The sequence below is a fragment of the Acinetobacter lactucae genome (assembly GCF_001605885.1).
GTDB lineage: Bacteria > Pseudomonadota > Gammaproteobacteria > Pseudomonadales > Moraxellaceae > Acinetobacter > Acinetobacter lactucae.
Window position 1 is genome coordinate 83,546 of the sequence record NZ_LRPE01000037.1, and the last position, 23,606, is coordinate 107,151.

General features: G+C 39.0%; 19 protein-coding genes. 6 read left to right on the plus strand and 13 right to left on the minus strand.

Annotation, left to right across the window (positions count from 1 at the left end):
• The first annotated feature begins 147 nt into the window (after nucleotides 1-147).
• Complete coding sequence (locus AWW73_RS14395) at nucleotides 148-1,164, plus strand: AI-2E family transporter (protein ID WP_016146068.1); 1,017 nt, start codon at nucleotides 148-150, stop codon at nucleotides 1,162-1,164.
• 56 nt (nucleotides 1,165-1,220) lie between these two features.
• Here the strand turns inward: AWW73_RS14395 and rapA are convergent, their stop codons facing one another.
• From rapA to AWW73_RS14425, 6 genes are all read right to left on the minus strand, one after another.
• The gene (gene rapA / locus AWW73_RS14400) at nucleotides 1,221-4,058 is read right to left on the minus strand and encodes an RNA polymerase-associated protein RapA (protein WP_062849995.1); all 2,838 of its coding nucleotides are present in this window, start codon (nucleotides 4,056-4,058) and stop codon (nucleotides 1,221-1,223) included.
• Between the two features lie 145 nt (nucleotides 4,059-4,203).
• Entirely contained in the window at nucleotides 4,204-4,842 is a 639-nt protein-coding gene (locus AWW73_RS14405; RefSeq protein WP_062849996.1) for an RluA family pseudouridine synthase, read from the minus strand.
• Nucleotides 4,843-4,974: 132 nt separating this feature from the next.
• Nucleotides 4,975-5,679 (minus strand): isochorismatase, encoded by a 705-nt coding sequence (locus AWW73_RS14410; protein WP_062849997.1) that lies wholly within the window; start codon nucleotides 5,677-5,679, stop codon nucleotides 4,975-4,977.
• Between the two features lie 62 nt (nucleotides 5,680-5,741).
• Nucleotides 5,742-7,040 (minus strand): glutamate-1-semialdehyde 2,1-aminomutase, encoded by a 1,299-nt coding sequence (gene hemL, locus AWW73_RS14415; RefSeq protein WP_016140339.1) that lies wholly within the window; start codon nucleotides 7,038-7,040, stop codon nucleotides 5,742-5,744.
• A 42-nt stretch (nucleotides 7,041-7,082) separates the two neighbouring features.
• The gene (gene thiE, locus AWW73_RS14420; protein WP_062849998.1) at nucleotides 7,083-7,694 is read right to left on the minus strand and encodes a thiamine phosphate synthase; all 612 of its coding nucleotides are present in this window, start codon (nucleotides 7,692-7,694) and stop codon (nucleotides 7,083-7,085) included.
• Nucleotides 7,695-7,809: 115 nt separating this feature from the next.
• A complete protein-coding gene (locus AWW73_RS14425; RefSeq protein ID WP_081409641.1) occupies nucleotides 7,810-8,193 on the minus strand; it encodes an Mpo1-like protein in 384 nt (127 codons plus the stop codon).
• Between the two features lie 165 nt (nucleotides 8,194-8,358).
• On the opposite strand from AWW73_RS14425, the gene AWW73_RS19295 reads away from it, so the two are divergent.
• Nucleotides 8,359-9,822, plus strand: coding sequence for a CYTH and CHAD domain-containing protein (locus AWW73_RS19295; RefSeq protein WP_062849999.1), 1,464 nt, complete (start codon nucleotides 8,359-8,361; stop codon nucleotides 9,820-9,822).
• A gap of 34 nt (nucleotides 9,823-9,856) precedes the next feature.
• Here AWW73_RS19295 and AWW73_RS14435 read toward each other — a convergent pair whose 3' ends face one another.
• Nucleotides 9,857-10,489 (minus strand): hypothetical protein, encoded by a 633-nt coding sequence (locus tag AWW73_RS14435; RefSeq protein WP_062850000.1) that lies wholly within the window; start codon nucleotides 10,487-10,489, stop codon nucleotides 9,857-9,859.
• 107 nt (nucleotides 10,490-10,596) lie between these two features.
• Between AWW73_RS14435 and AWW73_RS14440 the strand changes: the two genes are divergently transcribed.
• Entirely contained in the window at nucleotides 10,597-10,980 is a 384-nt protein-coding gene (locus AWW73_RS14440; protein ID WP_002118682.1) for a DUF3144 domain-containing protein, read from the plus strand.
• A gap of 61 nt (nucleotides 10,981-11,041) precedes the next feature.
• Here the strand turns inward: AWW73_RS14440 and AWW73_RS14445 are convergent, their stop codons facing one another.
• The 4 genes from AWW73_RS14445 to AWW73_RS14460 form a co-directional block, all read right to left on the minus strand.
• Nucleotides 11,042-13,804: a M16 family metallopeptidase gene (locus AWW73_RS14445; protein WP_062850001.1), complete on the minus strand. Its 2,763-nt coding sequence runs from the start codon at nucleotides 13,802-13,804 to the stop codon at nucleotides 11,042-11,044.
• Nucleotides 13,805-13,926: 122 nt separating this feature from the next.
• Nucleotides 13,927-14,742 (minus strand): PhzF family phenazine biosynthesis protein, encoded by an 816-nt coding sequence (locus AWW73_RS14450; RefSeq protein ID WP_062850002.1) that lies wholly within the window; start codon nucleotides 14,740-14,742, stop codon nucleotides 13,927-13,929.
• 148 nt (nucleotides 14,743-14,890) lie between these two features.
• Complete coding sequence (locus tag AWW73_RS14455) at nucleotides 14,891-16,285, minus strand: L-cystine transporter (RefSeq protein WP_031949021.1); 1,395 nt, start codon at nucleotides 16,283-16,285, stop codon at nucleotides 14,891-14,893.
• 208 nt (nucleotides 16,286-16,493) lie between these two features.
• A complete protein-coding gene (locus tag AWW73_RS14460) occupies nucleotides 16,494-17,375 on the minus strand; it encodes a LysR family transcriptional regulator (protein WP_062850003.1) in 882 nt (293 codons plus the stop codon).
• Between the two features lie 96 nt (nucleotides 17,376-17,471).
• Between AWW73_RS14460 and AWW73_RS14465 the strand changes: the two genes are divergently transcribed.
• A complete protein-coding gene (locus AWW73_RS14465; protein ID WP_062850004.1) occupies nucleotides 17,472-18,650 on the plus strand; it encodes a YbfB/YjiJ family MFS transporter in 1,179 nt (392 codons plus the stop codon).
• Complete coding sequence (locus tag AWW73_RS18790; RefSeq protein ID WP_013197121.1) at nucleotides 18,647-18,772, plus strand: hypothetical protein; 126 nt, start codon at nucleotides 18,647-18,649, stop codon at nucleotides 18,770-18,772. The genes AWW73_RS14465 and AWW73_RS18790 overlap by 4 nt, the downstream gene beginning before the upstream one ends.
• A gap of 35 nt (nucleotides 18,773-18,807) precedes the next feature.
• Here the strand turns inward: AWW73_RS18790 and icd are convergent, their stop codons facing one another.
• Nucleotides 18,808-20,064 carry an NADP-dependent isocitrate dehydrogenase gene (icd, locus tag AWW73_RS14470; RefSeq protein WP_005067916.1) on the minus strand — a complete coding sequence of 419 codons (1,257 nt, stop codon included), beginning with the start codon at nucleotides 20,062-20,064 and terminating at the stop codon, nucleotides 18,808-18,810.
• A gap of 196 nt (nucleotides 20,065-20,260) precedes the next feature.
• Between icd and AWW73_RS14475 the strand changes: the two genes are divergently transcribed.
• Nucleotides 20,261-21,052, plus strand: a complete 792-nt coding sequence (locus AWW73_RS14475) for an rRNA large subunit pseudouridine synthase E (protein WP_031949024.1) — start codon at nucleotides 20,261-20,263, stop codon at nucleotides 21,050-21,052.
• 117 nt (nucleotides 21,053-21,169) lie between these two features.
• Here the strand turns inward: AWW73_RS14475 and AWW73_RS14480 are convergent, their stop codons facing one another.
• Nucleotides 21,170-23,407, minus strand: coding sequence for an NADP-dependent isocitrate dehydrogenase (locus AWW73_RS14480; protein WP_031949025.1), 2,238 nt, complete (start codon nucleotides 23,405-23,407; stop codon nucleotides 21,170-21,172).
• Nucleotides 23,408-23,606: the final 199 nt, after the last annotated feature.

Genomic DNA, 23,606 nt, shown 5'->3' on the forward strand with positions numbered 1-23,606 from the left:
TGTTGATTAACAGGCCATTTTTACATCTAACTCCTCTATTTTCCAATAAAAATATAATTCATTGATTGAAGCTAATAGCTCGCGAGAGTATAAATAATCACTTCATTTGCTCTTTCTCCTATATTCCCAACGATCTCAGGGATCCACATGCAAAATTTGAATAATCGTCAAAGTCTGATTGCAAGCTACATTCTTATGGGCATCTTTTTGCTTTCGGTTATCCCATTACATCTATTAGCAAGTTTTTTTGCAGGCTTTCTCATTTATGAAATTATTATTAGCTTAAGTTCGGTGGTAGAACGTTATATTGACGGCCAAAGAGCTCGTATTTTTATTAGTATTTTACTTAGTATTGTTACCATTTCGCTTCTTGGTTTTTTCATTACCAGCCTGATTAGTTTTGTTGTATATGATCTAAAAGGTGTCGGATTACATAGTATTAATAGCAAAGTTGACCAAACACTCCTTCATTTACAAGCAGAGATCGGAAAATATCTTCCGGGTTATATTCCTGATAGCGTGACAGATCTAAAAGACGAAATCTTTGCATTTATGAAAGATAACGTCACCACCCTAAAAAATACCAGTTCCGATATTTTGCATAACTTCGTGACTATGGTCATGGGTTTAATTATTGGTATTTTGGTGGCGATACATGGTTTTCACCGCCGTACGCCTCAACCTGTTTTTAAGTCCCTACTTATCCAACGTATTCAAAAATTATCAATTTCATTTAAGAATGTGGTTTTTGCACAAATAAAAATTTCAGCAATTAATACTCTACTCTTTATTTTATTCGCCTTTATTTTATTACCGCTTTGGGGAACTCACCTTCCATTTGCCAAAACACTTACTATTTTGACCTTTATGTTTGGGCTTATTCCAATTTTAGGTAATCTAATTTCAAATACTTTAACGTTTATTGCCGCTCTTACAATTTCTCTAGGACTCGCAAGCGTTGCATTACTTTATCTCGTTATGGTTCATAAACTTGAATATTTTATTAATGCTAAAATTATTGGGCATAAAATCAATGCAAGTGCGTGGGAGATTTTATTGGCAATGTTAATCTGTGAGTCAATTTTTGGCTTAGGTGGTTTAATCGCAGCTCCAATTTTCTATGCATATTTAAAATTAGAACTAAAAGATGCTGGTCTTATCTAATTTAAAATCGATGTATAAAAAAAGCGCCTTATTGGCGCTTTTTTTATTTGAGTTGATTATGGCTTAACCACAACTAATACTTGAATTGCTTCTGGTGTAACAGTTAAACCATCAAGCAAGCCGAGCCCTTCTTTTTGCAGTTTTTGTAAACGGTCAATTTCATCTTGGCGAATACTTGGGTTGAACTGTTTTAAGTAAGTTAAACGGTCAATTTCATATTGCCATTTATTACCATAGTGTTCTTTTGCTTGCTGTTGAAGCTGAGGTAAATCAACTTTCGCAATCTCTAATGCTTGTTTATAGCGCTGCTCAATGATATCACGACGAGCCTTAACCACCTGACGACAGCTATTGCCATCTAAGTGATGTAAATACGGTTTTAAGATTGTCGGATCAATTTTTTCAGACAAATCTTGACCATTTTCACTCAATAATACGCGAATAAGCTGCTTAGGTAAGCTCGATGGTAAGTTCAGTGATTTCGGCGCAACAACATCAACTTTAAACCAGACTTCAATTAATACTGAACCCTGCTTTAACGCATTCGATTTGAGCACAGCAACATTGGTACTACCAAATGATTGCGTACGGATCATTTCCATAACACTTTCAATGAATGGATGCTCTAAAGTTAAATATTGAGCATCTTCACGAAGCTGAGCTTGATCGCGATAGAAGGTTGCTGTCATCCCTTCTTCGTCTAAAGCCAAACCTTGCACTTGCATTTGGTCGGTCGGTTTAATAATCACCGTACCATTACTTTGCTCATCAAAGTCGATATTGGTTGATGACATGAAACGCTTCACAAACATTGGTAGCGTTGTATTGTCATCATAGTCTTCAAGGGCCTGAACAATTTCTTGTGCCACAATAGGACGACATGAATTATATTCAAGTAAACGGTCTCGACCAGCTTGAAGTTCAGCTTCTAAGGCTTGGCGTTGAACATTCACCTCTTCAAGCAAATCTTCAAATGTTTGACCTTGGTCTGCAAGTAAACAGTCTTTTAATTCAACAATAAAGTTCTCTTGCAACGTTTGTGCTGTTGGCGAAATATTACTGAAAATATTAAGTGCTTCGTTATACCAACGGAACATACGTTCTTGAGCTGTTCCCATCAGGTATGGCACATGAATCTGAATACGATTTTCTTGACCAATACGGTCTAGACGCCCAATACGCTGCTCTAAAACATCAGGGTTAGCTGGTAGATCAAATAAAATTAGATCACTGGCGAATTGGAAATTACGGCCTTCCGAACCAATTTCCGAACACAGTAGAATCTGTGCGCCATAGCTTTCCTCAGCAAAATAAGCAGCAGCTTGGTCACGTTCAAGTAAGCTCATGCCTTCATGGAACATTGCAGTACGAATACCTGCATGCAAACGCAACACATTTTCTAAAGACTCAACCACTGGTCCGCTACGCGCGATTAAAAGCACTTTTTTATGCTTAAGATCTTTGCGTAAAATTTCCATTAACCATGGCACACGCGGATCATTTTGCATCCATGAACCATCAATTTGCGCTTCTTCAGGCCACATCTGCTCACGCAGTTTGCCATCTTTTGACCAATCTTCTGGTGCTGGTAACGGTGCTGGCTGACAATCACGGCCTGGGAAGCCCTGAATCGCTTCACGTGTATTACGGAATAAAATACGTCCAGTACCGTGACGGTCTAATAATTCGTGAATAGCTCTAAAGCGTTGATCAGGCTGGTCTTCAATACTGTGACCTAATAAACCTTCTAAAGCTGATAAATGCTCTGGCGTTAAAGCTTGATCCGACATGAGCACTTCAGCAATTTTTGCAGTCTGCTGGTACTGAGTTTCTTCATCTAAGAAACGCTCTAAACTATTAAAACGTTGTGGATCAAGTAAACGTAAGCGAGCGAAATGGCTTTCTACGCCTAATTGTTCAGGTGTTGCAGTGAGTAATAATACTCCTGCCGTATTTTCAGCTAACTCTTCAACTAAATCGTAGCGATCATTACCGCCTTCTTCTTCGCTCCACATCAAATGATGTGCTTCATCAACTACGAGCAAATCGAATCCAGCTTCTATGGCTTGCTCACGCAAATCATCATGGTCAACCATTAAGTCAACGCTGGCAATAATGCATTGCTCAGTCAAGAATGGGTTAAGCTCTGGATCATGTTCTTTAATAGATGCCGTACGCGTTAAATCAAATAGAGAGAATTGCAAGTTAAAACGGCGACGCATTTCAATCATCCACTGATACTGAAGAGAATCAGGGACTAAAATAAGAATTCGTTCTGAACGTCCTGTTTTAAGCTGTTGGTGGATAATTAAACCAGCTTCAATTGTTTTACCTAAACCTACTTCATCGGCAAGTAAAACACGAGGTGCAAAACGTTTACCAACTTCATGTGCGATATAAAGCTGATGAGGGATCAAGCCAACGCGTGCACCGACCATACCACGTAGAGGGCTATTCTGCATTTGCGCTTGCATCAACATCGCTTCAATACGCAGGTCATACCACTCTTTATAATCAACTTGACTTGCAAGTAAACGATCTAAAGGTTTCGACAACTGAATTTGCGCACCAATACGCGTTTCATTTAACGCTTTACGCTCTTGCTCACCACTTTCTAAAGTACGAACGACGTTGTAACGTAAAACACCATGACGATCTTCAATCGACTCAACGATCCACTTCTGACCTTCTTGATCTTGAACTTCATCATTCGTATTGAAGATGATACGAGATAGTGGAGCATTATTACGTGCATAGACACGTGTCTCATCACTTTTGGGGAATAAAATGCTGACAGATCTTTCATCTACATCAATAAGAACACCTAAACCGAGCTCAGTTTCTGTGTCTGATAGCCAACGTTGACCAATAGCATACTGCTGCAATTTTTCCACCTTTCTCTCAAGTTCGCACTACATATTGTACGATGCAAATTAGCTTATTTTTGCATCTTTTTATGTAGTCTTTAAAGCAAAATTTTGAAGCAAAAACCAATTAAATCGCTTTGCTACAAAAAATTACTCATCAAAAGTTTTTACATTAAAACGGTACAGGACAGTCAAAAGTTAATGTTTCTGCTGTGACAGGATGATTAAAACTTAACTGTTTGGCATGCAAACATAAACGCGGAACAAGTTGCTGCTCCGGTGTTGCATACAGCGTGTCACCTACAATTGGATGTCCAAGATATTGCATGTGTACACGGAGTTGATGGGATCGACCCGTAATTGGTGTTAATTTCACACGAGTTACAGGCTGCCCCTGAATTTGAAAATGTTCTAAGGCCTGCCAATGTGTTAAAGCAGGTTTGTTGTGAGAAGCGTCGACAATATGTAAAGGCGGTCGACTTGGGTCATAGATGACAGGAATATCTACAGTCCCTTCACCTTCTAAATGACCTGCGACAAGCGCTTCATATATTTTTGAAGTCTGACGATCTTGAAATTGACGTGCAATTGCACTTTGACCGCGCTTCGATAAACCAAATACTAAAATACCTGAAGTATCTCGGTCTAGACGATGAATGAGCAAGGTTTTAGGTTCAATCGCAACCAACCTTGTCAAAACGCTATCATGTAAATCACCCTTACCAGGAACACTCAAAATGTCCGAAGGTTTATGAATCACCATAAAATCATCATCACGATAGATCAGATGTTCACTTAGAAAATCACTCAAAGTTGTATTCCCAAGGTAAGATGAAAAACAAGCGGGCAATAATAAAAAGCTTACGTCCGAATTACAATGCCGTTCGGGTAAATTAACAGCAGAATTTGCAAATATTATGGATCACTTGAGGTGTATCGTCAGTCAAGGCTTCAATAACTGCATAATATGCTGCAATGTCGGTGCTTGCATTAACTCTTCAGCACTTAAGCTTGCACCATTTGCACGCCATATATCGACCAGATAATTCACAGCAGACTGATCTAGTCCGTAGTTTCTTAAATCAATTTCAGGATGGATCTCCATAGGATGTCGCCCCACCTGTTCAGCAATTGCCAATAAAATTCCTTTATCTGACAAGATATAGGAAGATGGCGCACTTAAAGACCATAAGCGTATTAAAGTCTTTGTGTTTACATGTTGAATGGAGTCAAAACTGATCTTTTCAACCCATTGGATATGCTGCTCTAAGTTACTCGCCAAGATTGCATCATTTACAATACTGACCTGATCTGTAATCGATAAAATAAGCTGCATGACTTGTTTAAACACAGGCGACAAATCACCTGCCATCATAACTTGAGCTTTAGTATTTGATGACAAACGCTGACCAAGCTCCAACATGGTTTGTTGAAGCTGAGATGTCTCAATAAAAATAACTGGAATTTCGAGTGATTGAGCTCGTTTACTCAACAGTTCTAAATGGTTTGCCAATGGTTGCACAGACCAATCTGGTCGTACTCTAAGCTCATTGAGCCCAACCATGAGCAAAATACTTTGCGCTGACTCAATTGACCAATTTGAAGTACTTGCGACTAACTGGATTTTTCGAGGTAAGGGGTAAAACATTATTCTCTACAAATATAAAAATAGCTCAAATTAAAAAGCCCGTTTAACACGGGCTTTTTTACTTACTTCATTTCAGCGAATGTTTCTTTTGCAGCCTGAATCGTAAATTCGATATCTTCATCTGAATGAGCAGATGAAATAAAGCCTGCTTCAAATGCTGAAGGTGCCAAGTTTACCCCACGCTTTAACATGCCATGGAAGAACTTTTTGAAAGCTTCAATATCACAGGCCAACATTGAGTCAAAGCTTGTAATGTCTTCTTGGTCGGTAAAATAAAGACCGAACATTGCGCCAGCTTGTTGAGTCTTAAATGGAATACCCGCTTCATCAGCTGCAGCTTGTAGGCCTGCAAGTAACTTTTCAAGTTGAGCAGATAAGTTGCTGTAAAAGTCTGGTTGGCGTAAATGTTTGAACATCTCGATACCAGCACGCATAGCAAGTGGGTTACCAGATAATGTACCTGCTTGATATACCCCACCTAAAGGTGCGATACATTCCATGATTTCACGTTTACCACCAAACGCACCAACTGGCAGACCTGCACCAATAATTTTACCTAAAGTGGTTAAATCAGGTTTAACGTTATAAACCGATTGCGCACCACCTAAAGCAACACGGAAACCTGTCATCACTTCATCAATAATGAATACAGATTTATATTCATCACAAATATCACGAATGGCTTGTAAGAAACCGTCAATCGGTTTCACCATATTCATGTTACCTGCTACAGGTTCAATAATAACGCCCGCAATTTCATGACCAAATTTAGCAAAGCATTCTTTTAATGCAGCAATATCGTTGTAAGGTAGCGTTAAAGTGTGCTTAGCAAAATCTACAGGCACACCTTTCGAAGTCGGTTCACCCTCACCTAAAGTGAGTAAACCCGAACCTGCTTTTACTAAAAGTGAGTCTGAGTGTCCATGGTAACAACCTTCGAACTTCACAATCTTGTCACGGCCAGTATAACCACGTGCTAAACGAATAGCGGTCATGGTCGCTTCTGTTCCTGAGTTAGTCATACGTACCAACTCAATTGATGGCATGATTTCACAGATAATATCTGCCAAGGTTGTTTCATGTACGGTTGGCGCACCAAAACTTAAACCATCTTCTGCTGCTGTTTGTACTGCTTTAATAATTTCTGGATGAGCATGGCCCAAAATCATTGGCCCCCAAGAACCAACATAGTCAACATAACGCTTACCATCTACGTCCCATAAATAAGCACCTTTTGCTTTCTCAATGAAAACAGGTGTTCCTCCAACGCCATTAAAGGCACGTACCGGAGAGTTCACACCACCTGGAATGTGTTTGCTGGCTTGTTTAAATAACTGTTCTTGCTTTGGAGATAAACTCATGGAAATGCTCGTCTTAAATATCTAAAAAATAATTTTGAAAGCTTAAGAAAATAATTGTGCCCAGGCCTGTACACGGGCAGGAATTTCAGCAGTTGATCGGCCTAATATATCACTAATGACTGCACACAGGTCAGCCCCAGCCTCAATCACAGGTTTTGAGTTTTCAACACTTAAACCACCAATCGCACAAATTGGTAAATCATATTGAGCTGCTGCTTGCTTAATCACTTCGATACCCACATTACCTGCTTCAGGTTTTGTAGAGGTCGCGTAGACTGCACCAAATGCAATATAAGTCGCGCCATCTGCAATTGCTTTTTGTGCAAGCTCTAAAGAGTTCAGGCAAGTACGACCAATAATGACATCTTCTGGTAATTGCGATTTTGCATCGGTAATTTCACCATCACTTTGTCCCAAATGCACACCTAAACCGAACTGAGCAGCCAGTTTTAAATCATCATTAATCACAAAAGGAACCTGATATTTTTCACATAATATTTTGATGTGCTCAACTTCAGCAGGTTGATCTGCTTTGTCTACTTTTTTACGGCGGTACTGTAAAATTGCGACCTGACGAGTTGCGAGCGCGGTATCTAATTTTTCTAATAATAGTTGGATTGGGTCATCATTGGTAATGAGATATAAACCGCGCATACTCTACTCTCGCTTTAAAAAACTTGGCTAGTATAACGGATTTATAGAACATCATAAGTACCGATTGATATAGGCTTACCAGTACCAATCGGTATATTTAGAATAGATATAAAAATTAACTCGGAATTTTATCAAACTTACGATCAACCAAACTCAAACGGCCACGTGCAACATCAGACAACATTCGCCAATCAGAAATAAAACTATAGAAAGGTTGTTTAAAACTGGCAGGCTTATTTTTTTCAAACACAAAATGTCCAACCCATGCATTTGCGTAACCCGCGACCAAACCATAGAGCACATATTTGGCTTGTTTCTTACGGACTGCTTTTGAAAAAAAGTATATACCAATACTGCTACCCACCACATGCAAACGTCTGCTCATGATGTTACGGTGTTCAGTTAAATAAAAACGATAAAATTCCTGATAGTTTTTAATCGGTAATTCAAACTCTGGCTGAGCTTCATGGCTAAAGTTTATTGGTGCATTCACGATCATCTTCCTGATTTTTATTTGATCAAAACGTCACCTGATTGTACACCTAAATAAAAGTATAGCGTCATATGTTTGATTGTAACTTTGTCTATCAAAACCATTAATTTTAGTACTAAGCTATTATACTTATTCAAGATAGTTTAAATACCTGATTCAGGGAGATATATTATGGTCGAAGTCGAGCTAAAGTTTCAGTTACCTGAATCGAAGAAAAAAACTGTCCAGCAATACTTAAAAAAGCACAAAGCAAAGAACATTCACTTACAGGCAAAGTATTACGATACTCCTGATCGACTACTTGCTAAAAATGGCATGGCCCTGCGTCTACGTAAAGAAGATGATCAATGGGTACAAACATTTAAAGCCGCAGGTCAAAGCCACCTACACCGTGTTGAAGAAGAAATTCATTTAGGTAAGTGTGAGCAAGAACCTGACTTAAACCTTGAATTATACAAAGATAATAAAGAGGTAACTGATTTAATTAATACGGCTTTAGGAACACAAGCTGAAAAACTAAGTTTGCAGTTTGAGACTGATGTACAACGTACCTTTCATATATTTGAAGCAGACGATACGGCTATTGAAGTTTGCTTAGATGATGGTTTGGTAAAAACTGCAGATGCACAAAGTGTAATTTGTGAAGTTGAATTTGAACTCAAACAAGGTGCAGTAAAAACGCTTATTCAATTTGCCCAGCAATGGATTAATCGTTATGCACTTTGGCTTGATGTAAGAAGTAAAGCCGAGCGTGGCAACTTATTAGCACTAGGGCAAGCAGCCTCGCCTGCTGTTCATGCTAAAGCTTTGACATTAAATAAAGATATTACTGCTGAACAGGCTCTCAAAAAGATTGTCGAAAACTGTTTAGAACAATTTTTGCCAAATATGGCTGTAATTGCCGATGGGGTTGCCGAAGCTGAGCATATCCATCAGGCACGTGTAAGTCTACGACGTTTGCGTAGTGCGTTTAAGCATTTTTCAGGCTGGTCAGGCGAGCTAAATTCACTTTGGGAAGAACAAATTGCTGAGCTTTTCCGTAAGCTTGGCGACACTCGTGATGAAGATGCAATTCGTACCGAAGTGTTACCTGTCATACAACAACACGGTTCACCTGAACTTTTACTACCAGTTTCAGCCCAGCCCTCAACAGAACTCTCAACAATCTTTACCTCTGCAGACACGATTAAGCTCTTACTCGGGTTACTAGCATTTGCTTATTCAGAAGAAGACTCAAAGAAAAAAACAAGTGGGCTAAAAAAACACATTAAAAAGAGTTTAGATAAGTTACATCATAAAGTAATTAACAATGCTGAACACTTCTCTGAGCTTGAAGTGACTGAACAACACAAAATAAGAAAGCAAGCTAAGCAGTTACGTTATTGTGTTGAGTTTATTTCGAGTCTTTATCCAAATAAAAAGGTACAACAATATTTAAAACAGCTACAACCTGTGCAAAATACGCTTGGGCAATATAACGATTTATTTATCGCAGAAGGTATTTTTAATAAAGCTGTCGAAAATGACTCATCTTTCTGGTTTGCCCTAGGCTGGGTCAAAGCCAAACAGCCTCAATTACAAAAGCGCTCAGCAAAAGCTTTACAAACTTTTAGTGAGGTTGAAACTTTCTGGTAAGTTATAAAAAGTCGCTGTAAACACGCAGCGACTTTTATCGATACTTACCAAATACTTTCCATACGCCGTTATCTGCTAACGGGTCACTATAGCTATCACTGCGCTGCTTTCTTGGCTTATCACGAGCATCGACCAATTTAAAATGCGGCTCAACCCCTAGCACAATACCATTGGTATAAAAACGCGAACGGGTATATTCACTTTGCCCGTGCTGGAATACATAGGTTCTTAAATCAATGAATTCACGGTGAGCAACCAGAGCCGCTGTATCGTCGCTTTGCAACCATTCTTGCATCGTCAATATCTGGTCTGTTTCAAACTGCCCGCATTTTTCAATAAGACTCGCCACACCACGGAAAGTTTTAGATTCTTTTGCGCGTGTTTTATTAATCCGAATTCGGTCTACATGAAAAAAGAACAGCGGTAAATTTAAGTGACTTGGTAAATGAATGGCATCTGGTAATTCATCTTCCATAAATGGCTGAAAAAGCTCTTGTGCCCTTTCAATTAGCCCCTGCCATTGTTGGTAATAATTTTCGACTTCTTTTTGCAAGCCATAATAAATCGGCAATCCTTCGACATGTTCTAAATATTGAGGTGGGAAAACATGCTGGCGTAATAAAGCAATATCTGTTTTTAAACTTTGAATCGCAATTGCATCTTGCATATTAGGCTCTCCTGCCAATACTTAGGCTATTTACAGACTAAGTCAAAGGTTTTGTTTCCGCAAGCGTTTGCCTATAATAAGCAGCTCTATTTTTGCGGGAATAAGTCATGTCTCAAAAGATTAATGCAACAGATATTACTGAAGAAGAAGCGCTAAATGCTGTTTTCTTTGAGCGTGCGGATGAGTTTATTAAACAGGCTAATGATTTTTGTCGCCCGCCAAAAGATAAAAAAGTAGATCCGGCTGAGTTACGTGGTCAAGTGAGTGCTGCAATGTTATTTGCTACTGCCCGCTTTAATACATGGGTAGCTGCAAATAACTTTAAAGATGGTAATGAAATGCGTGATGCGAAAGATCAGGTCATGTCTTACCTTCTTCAACAATTTCAAATGATGCTTGAAGATAACTTTGATGAATATTGTGAACAATTCGAAAATTATTTACGTTTCCGTAAAAATGAAGATTTTCACGCGCATAAACACGATCATTAATATGATTTAAAGATCCAAATAAAAAGCCACGATTCAGTGGCTTTTTATTTGCGACAAGTCTTTATTTTTTTGCTGCCTGACCATATTGATCAGCCATTACTTCGACCAAATGCTCAGGTTTAATATATTTCTTAATTACTCTATTAACGTCAGCAACAGTCAATTTAGTTAACTCTTGATCATGACGAACGCGGTCTTGCAAGGTTTTGCCTGTTTCAAGCTGTAGATTTAACATGCCATGAATATTACGCTCATCTTCTAATGCCGTAACTCGTTTCTTCATGATATCTGCTTTAGCAGCTTCAAGCTCTTGCTCAGTCACGCCATTTTTAACCAAGTCATTTAACACTTTATGTATTGAAGCAGACACTTGTGCTGAACGACCCGAATTATAATTTGCACTAATACTCAAAGCCCCTACATTCGTGTCACGGTCAAGTTGCAGTCCACTTCCAAAACCATACACTAGGGCATTTTTCTCACGAAGCTCTTGAGCCAAACGTGATGAAATTTGAGATTCGCCTAAAATATAGTTCATTAAAATAAGAGCAGATGCATCTGGATGGTTTTTCCCAACTGGCAATGAAAGTACGCTCTGGTAACTACCAAATTCACGTTGCTCAGATAAAACATGAACTTTCTGTGCTGGAAAATCAACGTGATCAATCAAGATTTTTTGATATGGCTGCTTACCGTTCCAACGACCAAATTCCTGATTCAGTAATTTCTGCATCTTTTTCGCATCAAATTCACCTGTAATGGCAATTTGAGCATGGTTCATTGCAAAGAAACGCTCATATAACTCTTTCACTTGCTCTTGAGTTGCGTTTTTCAACTGCTGTTTTGCCAGCTCAGGTTCAAAGTGATAACGCAAATCACCCGGTTGATATTCTTCAAGTAAACGTGAAAGTGTTAAGCCAGCTACCACATCTGGCTCGGTATAAGGACGATCAAGGCTTGATAAACTTTGTGATTTAATTAAATCAAATTGAGATTGTTCAAATTTCGGATTTTTCATCACATCAAGAACAAACTTGAAAAACTCATCAAATTTTTCTGATTTAGACTGAATATTAATGGTCATGCCATTGCCGTCAGCACTTGCATAAGCCGCGCCGCCTGCATCAATTGATTTATCGGCAATATCTTGCAAACTGTATTTATCAGAACCACGAAGCAATAAGTAGGAAGTTAAATCAACTACCGTACCTTTATTAAATAAAGATTTTTCTGTTCCGAAGTCCATGGTAATCGTTGCATAAGTACGATCATCACGTGTTTCAACTGGGAATAAAGCATACTTCATTCCATTTTTTAGTTTCCCGCGGATAATCTTTTTCTCATTACTTTCAACATATTGCTTTGAAGTTTTTAAAAACTCAGCGACTTCTTGTTGATATACTTTCGGATCTTTTAAAGGCTCAGCCTTTGCTTCTACCTGATCTAGAGTTTTAGGTGTCTCTTTTGAATTTTGCTGTTGAGCTTTTTTCTGGTCTTCTGGCGTTGGTAGAATTTCACCATCAATACGATGCTCAGCCACAAGGAACTGTTTTAAAGTTTGATTTACTTCATCTAGCTTAACTTTTTCTACTGAATCTAAATCTTTAAAATATTGATCCCACTGCCCACCAGCAACGGTGTAATCACTTAACCGTGACCCCAGTGCCACCGCATCTTTCGTGATTAGGTCACCTTGGGTCTTCATTAAACTTTTAACACGATTTAATTCAACTTCAGTAAATGGCTTCCCTTTTTCAATGCCTGCTAACAAAGAACTTTCAACTTTTTTAGGGTCATTACTTGGTGAATAAATCGCACCTAAAAACACCACATTAAAATCTTGATCTAACCAAGTGCTAGACTCAACATTTGTGGTAATGCCTGTTTCAACCATGTCCTGATATAAATGACCACTTGGCTGCATGGTATATAACAAAGGGGCTAAAGCGAGTGTTGGCTGAATTTTGGTATTTTTACCATTCATATAGATATGGAATTTAGCCAAATCACTGCCCTTTTTCACCATGAACTGACGATTTTTTATTTTTGTAGAGTCAAGCACAGGAATCTGTACAGGCTTTGGAACCTCTCGTGCCGCAATTGGACTAAAATATTGGTCAATTGTTTTTAAGACATCTGTCTTATTAAACTTACCAGAAATCACCATCACTGCATTATTTGGCGCATACCAGCTACGATAGAACTGGTTCAATTCAGGCATCTTAATAGATTTAAGCTCAGGCAAATCGCCAATCGGTAAACGACCTAAATATTGATTACCATAAGCTGACTTCCACATTTGATCCATCAGTACAGCAAAAGGCTGATCCATACGGACTTCACGTTCGCGCTTTACAATTTCAATTTCGGAAGGAACGAATTTTTCTTGAAGAACTAATTTATCCATACGCTCAGATTCAAGATACAACACTTGATCAAGCGCAGTTTTCTCTGGACGAACGATATTGGTATATTTTGTTGAGTAATAATCGGTGCTGGCGTTTGTCATCAATGTATATTGATCTAAACGACGCTGGAATTCTTCCCCTTTAACATTTTGTGTCCCCTTAAAAGCCAAATGCTCAAGCAAATGAGCTAAGCCACTTTTGCCTTGCGGGTCATTTAATGAACCAGTTAAATAAATGGTATTAATAAAGATTTTATTTTCTTTGTCATTCGGTGCAAGCACAATCCGAAAACCATTATCTAATTTATATTCCTCAATATTTTGCTTACTTTTTACTAATGTAGTTTGTGCCCAAGACGCAGCACTTAAACCAAGAATACATAGGGAGAGTGTCAGTTGTTTAAACTGCATAAACATATAAATACCAATTAATTTGAATAATAAAAAATCAATAGTTGTGGGACTATAGTAGGAAATTTAAACTAATTTTCATAGTAAAGTTTTGAAAAGAAAGCCGTTTATTTAAACGGCCTTATATTTTAAGGAAAAATTTCGGCTTGCATATAAAGCTTCCCATACCCTGAAATCTCAATACGCTCTTCCGTTAGAACATTGCAATATAAAATGCCTCCACGGCTAGATGCCTGATAAGCAATAATATTATTTTTAGCGAGTTTCTCTGCCCATAATGGCGCTATTGCCGTATGAATTGAACCTGTAACTGGGTCTTCATCAATTCCCGCGACAGGAGCAAAATACCGAGATACACAATCATAATGCTGGTCTGCTTTTGAAGTTATTGCAACATCCATCGCTGTAGTTGTAATTGCAGTTCTCTTACCTAGAGCTTTGAGCAAATTCATGTCAGGCTGCTCATCTACCACATCTTGCACTGATTCATACTCAACAATGTAGGCTTGAACATTTTGATAAACTGCTTTAAAAGGCTTTGTTAATGCTTGACGTAAAATAGCTGGATAATCTTCAACTTGATGAGCTTTACGAATTGGAAAATCCATTCTGATTTTGCCATCTTCATCTTGGTGAACCACAAAAAGACCCAAATTTCGGACATGGAAATTAATTGTCTTTTTCTCGGTAAAATCTTTAAATATTACAAAAGCGCTGGCAAGAGTCGCATGCCCACAAAAATCAACCTCAACCGTTGGAGTAAACCAACGGATTTCATAATTTTCAGAGTCTATAATTTTTACAAAAGCAGTTTCAGATAAGTTGTTTTCAAGTGCTATCTTTTGCATTACATTTGCATCTAACCACTCTTTCTCAACAACGACAGCGGCTGGATTTCCACGAAATAACTCTTTTGTAAAAGCATCGACTTGATACATTTTCATGATAGTGCTCTCTTTTGTAATAGGCTCATTTTCGAAAATTATTTAAAAGAAAAACAGATACAGTTTTTTTAAAATTAACATCACAGTGGCAATTTATGCATATAAAAAAACGGCTCATCCAATGTGGAGAGCCGTTTAATACTAATTCTTAATGATGTTGAGTTAACTCAATTTCATCTTCACTGTTTAATATTTCTTTATCAGTCTGGCCCATTAACTGACTCGTCACAACACCAGCAGTCATTGAACCATTTACGTTTAAGGCAGTACGACCCATATCAATGAGTGGCTCGATTGAAATAAGCAGTGCAACCAAAGTCACTGGTAACCCCATAGCAGGAAGTACAATCAACGCAGCGAAAGTCGCACCACCACCTACTCCAGCAACACCAATTGAACTTAAAGTCACAATACCAACCAACGATGCAATCCACATTGGGTCTAGAGTGTTAATCCCCATGGTTGGCGCAACCATCACCGCGAGCATTGCAGGATATAAACCCGCACAACCATTTTGTCCAATGGTTGCCCCAAAAGAAGCTGAGAAACTCGCAATAGATTCAGGGATACCTAATCGACGAGTTTGCGTTTCAATGCTCAGAGGAATACTGGCAGCGCTTGAACGGCTAGTAAATGCAAACGTCAAAACAGGAGCAACTTTTTTGAAGAACTTAAGCGGAGAAACGCCAGTCAGGGTCAAGATAATGGCATGAACAACAAACATGATGGCTAAACCTAAATAGGATGCCACCAAAAACCCGCCTAAATTTAAAATATCTGCAACATTCGAACTTGCCACGACTTTTGTCATAAGCGCAAAAACACCATACGGTGTAAGTGTCATAACCAAACGAACAAGCTTCATTACCCAAGACTGTAAAGTCTGAATTGCAATCAGAATACGCTGGCCTTTCTCTGCATCATCTTTCATTAGATTGAGTGCTGCTATCCCTAAAAAGACAGCAAAAATCACCACACTAATAATTGAAGTTGGGTTTGCACCAGTTAATTCAGCAAATGGATTACTTGGAATAAAGGAAAGAATAAACTGCGGTACGCTTAAATCGGTAACTTTGTCTACATAATCTGTATTAATCGCAGTTAAACGCGCAGTTTCAGCAGCACCTTGCACCAAACCTTTTGCCGTTAAGCCAAACAGGTTTGTAACAAATACGCCTACCAGTGCAGCAATCAGCGTTGTAAAGAGTAAAGTGCCGATTGTATAAAAACTGATTTTGCCTAAAGATGAGGCTTGGTGTAATTTTGCAACTGCTCCCAAAATAGACACAAATACCAAAGGCATAACAACCATTTGTAAAAGTTTTACATAGCCGTTTCCAACGATATTAAACCAGCTAATAGATTCAGCAAGAATCGGATGGCCACCGCCATAAATCAAATGTAGTCCTAAACCAAACACCACACCGAGAACTAAGCCAGCCAGAACTTTTTTCGATAAGCTCCAGTCTGTTTTACGTGTTTGGGCGAGTAAAAATATTAACCCGACAAAAACCACAATATTGATGATTAAGGGTATATTCATTCCCAAACTCCAAATTATTGCTTGTGTCATCTTTCAAGGGGGCATATTTGACCATAGCCAGCCTATATAAACTACCCTTTTCCACAATTTTATAGCATCAAGATGATTACAAACCTGCGTGAGAATATAAAATGACTTTTAAATACATATATATCACTTTTAATTTATAAATTACGTAAGATATTTATGTATAAAAATCAGCCTCTACTTAAGCAACCTTTAATTCAAATTGTTGTTCAATAAAATGAATGAACTGCTTTAAATTGGTGCCCCATGTTTCTGGTAACTGGGCAACCAAGTAGGTAGTAAACTGAGCAGATTCCGTATTCAATCCAAAACAATTGACCGAAACTTTATCTTCAACTTTTGTAAGATATGATTTAGGTAATAAGGCAAAACCCACTCCCAATTCTACACAGCTTATGATTCCGTCAAGGCTTCCCATTTCCATGATTTGTGAAGGCGGAACACTAAAATCATTCAAGAAAAGCTCTATGGCATGTCGATATGAGCAACCTTGCCGAAATGCTATAAATCTGGTCTTTGCAAGGGTTGCCTTGTCTGGAAAGCTCACTTGTTGCTTAGGGCAAACCAGAACCAGTTCTTCGTGCCATACAGGAAAACTATATAATTCAGGAATTGAATGTTTAGATGCCACAAAAGCACAGTCCACTTCTCCCTGATGTACAGCATTTAATAAATAACGTGTCGGATGAGTCTGCAGCTCGATGGGTAAAGTAGGGTATCGCTGCATACATTGATTGAGTAGCTGAGGCAAACGTATCGCGGCAGTTGTTTCCATACTGCCTAAACGAATAGTTTCATTCGGGTCAATATCACCTTCTTGAAACATCTTCTTAGCTTTGTCATGCAGCGCAATCATTTGAACAGCATAACTATGGAGCTGTTGACCGGCATTGGTTAAGGTCACTGGGTTATTACGATTGAATAAAATAACCCCCAACTCTTCTTCAAGTTTTTTTATATGGCTCGTGATATTCGATTGAACGGTATACATTTTTTGTGCAGCTAATGAAAAACTTCCACCCTCTGCAACCGCTAAAAAAAACTCTAGAGACTTAAGTAACATTTCACTATCTCAAAATAAGATAATTATTATCATATTAAATCATTTTTAAAGATAGATAAACTCGCTTTTAATAATAAAAAAATTGAGCGTCTTCTCATGTCTACATTTTATCGAATGAGCTTAATTGTCTTTTTGGCAACTTGTTTGGGAATTGGCGTTTTTAGATTTTCCTATACTGCGCTTATGCCCATCGTGATCGAGCAATACCACTGGACCCATGATTTTGCCAGTTTCTTAGGCAGTGCAAATTTATTGGGATATCTCATAGGTGCCTTATTAGCGCTATTGAGTATTAAAGAAAAGTACATCCCATCCCTCATCGTACTTTCGGCTGTAGCTGGCAGTCTCAGCCTACTATGCTGTTCATTCATGGATATGCCTCTGGTGTGGTTTATTTTTTGGCGTACGATTTCAGGTATTGCCGGTGGTTTACTTATGATTTTGGCGCCTAGTTTTGCAATGAAATACACTCCCAACACACAAAGATTAAAAGTTAATTTTTTAGGATTTAGCGGGATTGGCGTCGGCGTTTTATCCGCTACCATTATTATTCCCCTACTTAAAAATATGCCCGTACATTATGTTTGGGATATTTTTGCGGGTCTTTCTCTATTAGGAAGCTTAACTCTTTATCGATTATTAACTCGTAATACAGCACAGATTATTAAAGCGCAATCTACTACTTTACCGGCCCCACAAAAATCACGTTTAGGCATTGTCATTATTATTGCCTATATGTGTAGTGCCTTTGCCTATATTCCACATTCTTTGTTTTGGATGGATTATTTATCTGGAACTCTGCATTTTCCATTACAGCAAAGAAATTTATTTTGGGTTCTCTATGGATTGGGAAGCTGCATTGGTGCACTCATCGCCTATTGCTTAAGCCGAATAATCGGATATTTACAGACTATTAAATGGTTATATGCCATTTACTGCCTCGCTGTTGTTTTACCTTTCCTTTCACAGACCACTTCTTTACTGGCCTTATCTTCGCTTCTGACAGGCTTACTCACTCCCGCAACCGTTTTTATTAGTTCTTATAGTCTGCTACAGATTTATGAGCAACGTTATCAAAAGCTTTGGAGCCTTGCCACTATTGGGTTTGCTAGCACTCAGCTTTTAGGTGGGGTTGTTATTAGTACTTTGCATCATTTGCATTGGTCTTATGCCCATCTCTTTCTTTTGGGTGGAATCGTTCTTCTTTTTGCGATTTGCCTTTTGCTGCCTGTACGCCCGTCTTTCACCTCAACTCTCGGAGAAACCAAATCGTGAAAACTCTGCTCTTTCCTTTATTTCTAGTTGCTTTCGTTCTTGTTATTCAAGCCCTAGACCAGAGTTATCAAAAGAAAACTGGTTTTATTAAAACTCCGAAACATCCCGAATTTATGCAATAAAAAAAGCCCTCAACTGAGGGCTTTTTAATAGAAGATTACTCTCCCATATGTTTAATAATCGCATCACCAAACTCAGAACAACGTAACAAGGTTGCACCCGGCATTAAGCGCTCAAAATCATACGTTACGGTTTTGGCAGCAATTGCTCCAGAAATTCCTTTAATGATCAGGTCAGCAGCCTCTGTCCACCCCATATCACGTAGCATCATTTCCGCAGAAAGAATGATAGACCCGGGGTTTACTTTATCCTGACCTGCATATTTAGGCGCAGTGCCATGAGTTGCTTCATAAACTGCAATTGCGCCACCAATATTTGCACCTGGTGCAATACCAATGCCGCCTACTTCTGCTGCTAAAGCATCAGAAATATAATCACCGTTTAAATTTAGGGTGGCAATCACAGAGTAATCGGCTGGACGCATAAGGATCTGTTGTAAAAACGCATCTGCAATGACATCTTTGATAATGATGTCTTTACCAGTTCTAGGATTTTTAATTTTAACCCATGGGCCACCATCAATTAGCTCCCCACCGAAACGATCCAAAGCCAACTCATAGCCCCACTCTTTAAATGCGCCTTCGGTGTATTTCATGATATTGCCCTTGTGAACGAGCGTCACAGAAGGCTTGTCATTTTCAATTGCGAACTGAATGGCTTTACGGACTAAACGCTGTGTTCCTTCTTTTGAAACAGGTTTAATTCCTATGCCACATCCTTCAGGGAAACGAATTTTTGTGACACCCATTTCTTCTTGAAGGAACTTAATGACTTTTTTTGCCTCTTCAGAATCAGCTTTCCATTCAATACCGGCATAGATATCTTCCGAGTTCTCACGAAAAATCACCATATCGGTTAATTCGGGGTGTTGAACGGGTGAAGGAACGCCTTCAAACCAACGCACTGGTCGTACGCAAACATACAGATCTAATTCTTGGCGCAAAGCAACGTTGAGTGAACGAATGCCCCCACCTACTGGTGTGGTTAAAGGACCTTTGATTGATACCACAAACTCACGAAGTGCTTCGAACGTTTCTTCGGGCATATAATTGCCATAAATTTTATTGGCTTTTTCACCGCAATACACTTCCATCCATTCGATTGAGCGTTTGCCACCGTAAGCTTTTAAAATCGCAGCATCTACGACTGCTTTCATTGTTGGTGTAATATCCACACCAATACCATCACCCTCAATGAAAGGAATAATTGGATGATTTGGTACGTTCAGTGATAGGTCTGCATTTACTTTGATTTTGTCGCCGTCGGCAGGAACCACGATCTTCTGATAACCCATTGTGTAGATTCTCCCTTTTATAATACTTAATTAACTAAAAATAATTATCGATAAACAATACTTTCAACTTTTATTAACGCATAATAGCTTAATCGAATTTAATTCTTTTTGAGATTTATGTGAGAAATAAGCAAATTTCGCACTTAAATATAGCTCAATGTTTTCTCTAGTTATTTGAAAGAAGAAGCCATTTTTTATGAAAATTGTGATTCTCAACAAGCCATATGACGTTCTCTCCCAGTTTCGTAAAGACGAAGCACATATGACCGTCTCTGACTTTGTTGATGACCCGACTTTGCGCTTGGCAGGCCGTCTTGATATGGACTCTGAGGGTTTAGTTTTTTTAACCGATCATGGTGGTCTGAATCAGTTCATTACCAACCCTGCAAATAAAAAATACAAAACGTATTTAGTTCAAGTTGATGGCGATGTAACCGAAGAAGCGCTTGAGCAACTTCGTAAAGGTGTAGAACTGAATGATGGTATGACGCTTCCAGCCAAAGCCATTAAAGTCAGTGAACCTGAATGGTTATGGGAACGTAATCCGCCAGTACGTTACCGTGCAAATATTCCTACATCTTGGATTGAGATTTCAATTTGCGAAGGCCGTAACCGTCAAGTTCGTCGTATGACTTCTGCGGTAGGTTTTCCAACTTTACGTTTAATTCGTACTAAAATTGGCTCAATCGACTTAGTTCAACTTGGCTTAAAACCAGGTGATGTTAAAGAAATTGAACCATTACTCTACCCTGACTTTAAAGATGTGCCAGCTGAACAGCCTTATCGTTCACGCTCATATGTGAAAAAACCAGGCGGTACAGGCGGCAAGCCAATGGTTCGCAAAAACAAAGATGGTTCTGCGAAAAAGTCTGGTACAAAACGTATTTGGCAAATGGATGAAAGCGAGAAACCACGTCGTAAGACCAACGGTACAACTCGTCCAAATACCAAAGCACCACGTGGTCGTGGGCGTAATAATAGTCGATAAACACATTTAAGTTTTAAAGCTCACATCAGTGGGCTTTTTTAATGTCTTTTATTTTTAGACAATAAAAAACCGGTGCATATGCACCGGTTCTTAAGCTAATTACTAACGACTTAGTAATTAAGCCTCAACTGTCGCAAGAGCTGCATTGAATGTAGCACTTGGACGCATTACAGCATTTACTTTAGTCGGATCAATTGCGTAGTAACCACCGATGTCCGCTGGTTTACCTTGTACTTGAGCAAGTTCAGCAACAATTTTCTCTTCATTTTCAGCTAAAGCTTTAGCAAGAGGAGCAAATTTAGCTTTCAACTCAGCATCTTCGTTCTGAGCAGCAAGTGCTTCAGCCCAGTAAAGTGACAAGTAGAAGTGGCTGCCACGGTTGTCGATTTCACCAGTACGACGTGATGGAGACTTGTCATTGTCAAGCAATTTACCAGTCGCTTCATCAAGAGTATTGGCGAGTAACTTAGCACGAGCATTATTTTCTTTAATACCCATTTCTTCTAAAGATACTGCAAGCGCAAGGAATTCACCAAGTGAGTCCCAACGCAAGTGGTTTTCTTCAACAAGTTGTTGTACGTGTTTTGGCGCTGAACCACCTGCACCAGTTTCGTACATCCCACCACCTGCCATAAGCGGAACGATAGACAACATTTTTGCAGAAGTACCAAGTTCCATAATTGGGAACAAGTCAGTTAAGTAGTCACGTAAAATGTTACCAGTCACAGAAATCGTGTCTAAACCACGCACTACGCGCTCAAGTGTGTAACGCATTGCACGTACTTGAGACATGATTTGGATATCGAGACCAGTTGTATCATGATCTTTTAAGTACTTTTGTACTTTCTTGATCAATTCGTTTTCGTGTGGACGGTACGGGTCAAGCCAGAAGATTGCAGGCATGCCTGAGTTACGTGCACGAGTTACTGCAAGTTTAACCCAGTCACGAATCGGAGCATCTTTAACCTGACACATACGCCAGATATCGCCTTCTTCCACATTTTGAGTCAATAACACTTCACCAGTGTCAAGATCGGTAATGTTTGCAATACCCGCTTCTGAAATCTCAAAAGTCTTGTCGTGAGAACCGTATTCTTCAGCTTTTTGAGCCATCAAACCAACGTTTGGTACTGTGCCCATAGTCTTCGGATCGAAGTTACCATGCCATTTACAGAAATTGATCATTTCTTGGTAAATACGGGCAAATGTTGATTCTGGCATAACAGCTTTAGCATCATATTGCTTACCATCAGCACCCCACATTTTACCACCGGCGCGGATCATTGCTGGCATAGAAGCATCAACGATGATGTCGTTTGGTGAGTGGAAGTTTGTGATGCCTTTTGCCGAGTCAACCATTGCAAGTGCAGGACGGTGTTCTTGACAAGCATGTAAGTCTTCAATGATTTCTTCACGTAATGACGTTGGAAGAGTTTCGATTTTCTCGTATAACCCAGCCATACCGTTATTTACGTTAATGCCTAACTCGTCAAATAACTTACCGTGTTTTTCGAAAGCTTCTTTGTAATAGATTTTCACACAGTGACCGAAAACGATCGGGTGTGAAACTTTCATCATTGTCGCTTTTACGTGTAAAGAGAATAAAATTCCCGCTTCTTTACAATCATCAAGTTCTTTTTCATAGAAATCACAAAGTGCTTTCTTGCTCATGAACATTGAATCAATGATTTCACCTTCTTGAAGCGCAACTTTTGGCTTAAGAACAATGCTCTTACCACTGTTAGTGATAAGTTCCATTTTCACATTACGCGCGCGATCAAGTGTCATTGATTTTTCACCATGGTAGAAGTCACCTTCTTCCATATGTGAAACGTGAGTTTGTGACCACTGTTTCCACTCGCTCATTGAGTGAGGGTGTTTTTTCGCATAGTTTTTAACTGCTGCAGGAGCACGGCGGTCAGAGTTACCTTCACGAAGGACAGGGTTTACTGCTGAACCAAGGCACTTACCATAACGAGCTTTGATTGATTTTTCTTCTTCAGTCGTCGGATTTTCCGGATAATCAGGAATTGCGTAACCTTTTGATTGAAGCTCTTTGATACATGCAGTTAATTGCGCAACAGACGCACTAATGTTCGGGAGTTTGATAATGTTTGTATCTGGATCTTGTGTAAGACGACCTAGCTCTGCAAGGTTGTCAGATACCTTTTGCTCTTCACTTAGGTAATCAGCGAATTCTGCGAGCACACGTGCAGCTACAGAGATGTCACTTTTAATAATCTCGATGCCAGCTGGCTTGGTAAAGGTCTCAATGATCGGCAGTAGCGAATAGGTCGCCAATAATGGCGCCTCATCAGTCAGTGTGTAAATAATAGTTGACTTTTCACCAGCCATATATAGCCCCTTCCGTTTGATTGAGTGTTGAGGACCGAGCTTGTGGCCCAGTGCCTACGAACCGATATGCTTAAATAAAACCCTGAGAGTATCGGCTCTCATTGTCTTCCAGTCAACGAAATATCCAGTGATAACGACATTTCGCAGTGAAATAATACATAATTTAAATCTATTAATAATATTCTTATACCTAACTTAG

Excerpts from the sequence above, each read along its gene's own strand:
- AWW73_RS14395 (WP_016146068.1), top strand. The coding sequence starts at position 148 with ATGCAAAATTTGAATAATCGTCAAAGTCTGATTGCAAGCTACATTCTT.
- AWW73_RS14410 (WP_062849997.1), bottom strand. The coding sequence starts at position 5,679 with ATGTTTTACCCCTTACCTCGAAAAATCCAGTTAGTCGCAAGTACTTCA.
- hemL (WP_016140339.1), bottom strand. The coding sequence starts at position 7,040 with ATGAGTTTATCTCCAAAGCAAGAACAGTTATTTAAACAAGCCAGCAAA.
- thiE (WP_062849998.1), bottom strand. The coding sequence starts at position 7,694 with ATGCGCGGTTTATATCTCATTACCAATGATGACCCAATCCAACTATTA.
- AWW73_RS14425 (WP_081409641.1), bottom strand. The coding sequence starts at position 8,193 with ATGATCGTGAATGCACCAATAAACTTTAGCCATGAAGCTCAGCCAGAG.
- AWW73_RS19295 (WP_062849999.1), top strand. The coding sequence starts at position 8,359 with ATGGTCGAAGTCGAGCTAAAGTTTCAGTTACCTGAATCGAAGAAAAAA.
- AWW73_RS14435 (WP_062850000.1), bottom strand. The coding sequence starts at position 10,489 with ATGCAAGATGCAATTGCGATTCAAAGTTTAAAAACAGATATTGCTTTA.
- AWW73_RS14440 (WP_002118682.1), top strand. The coding sequence starts at position 10,597 with ATGTCTCAAAAGATTAATGCAACAGATATTACTGAAGAAGAAGCGCTA.
- AWW73_RS14445 (WP_062850001.1), bottom strand. The coding sequence starts at position 13,804 with ATGTTTATGCAGTTTAAACAACTGACACTCTCCCTATGTATTCTTGGT.
- AWW73_RS14450 (WP_062850002.1), bottom strand. The coding sequence starts at position 14,742 with ATGAAAATGTATCAAGTCGATGCTTTTACAAAAGAGTTATTTCGTGGA.
- AWW73_RS14455 (WP_031949021.1), bottom strand. The coding sequence starts at position 16,285 with ATGAATATACCCTTAATCATCAATATTGTGGTTTTTGTCGGGTTAATA.
- AWW73_RS14460 (WP_062850003.1), bottom strand. The coding sequence starts at position 17,375 with ATGTTACTTAAGTCTCTAGAGTTTTTTTTAGCGGTTGCAGAGGGTGGA.
- AWW73_RS14465 (WP_062850004.1), top strand. The coding sequence starts at position 17,472 with ATGTCTACATTTTATCGAATGAGCTTAATTGTCTTTTTGGCAACTTGT.
- icd (WP_005067916.1), bottom strand. The coding sequence starts at position 20,064 with ATGGGTTATCAGAAGATCGTGGTTCCTGCCGACGGCGACAAAATCAAA.
- AWW73_RS14475 (WP_031949024.1), top strand. The coding sequence starts at position 20,261 with ATGAAAATTGTGATTCTCAACAAGCCATATGACGTTCTCTCCCAGTTT.
- AWW73_RS14480 (WP_031949025.1), bottom strand. The coding sequence starts at position 23,407 with ATGGCTGGTGAAAAGTCAACTATTATTTACACACTGACTGATGAGGCG.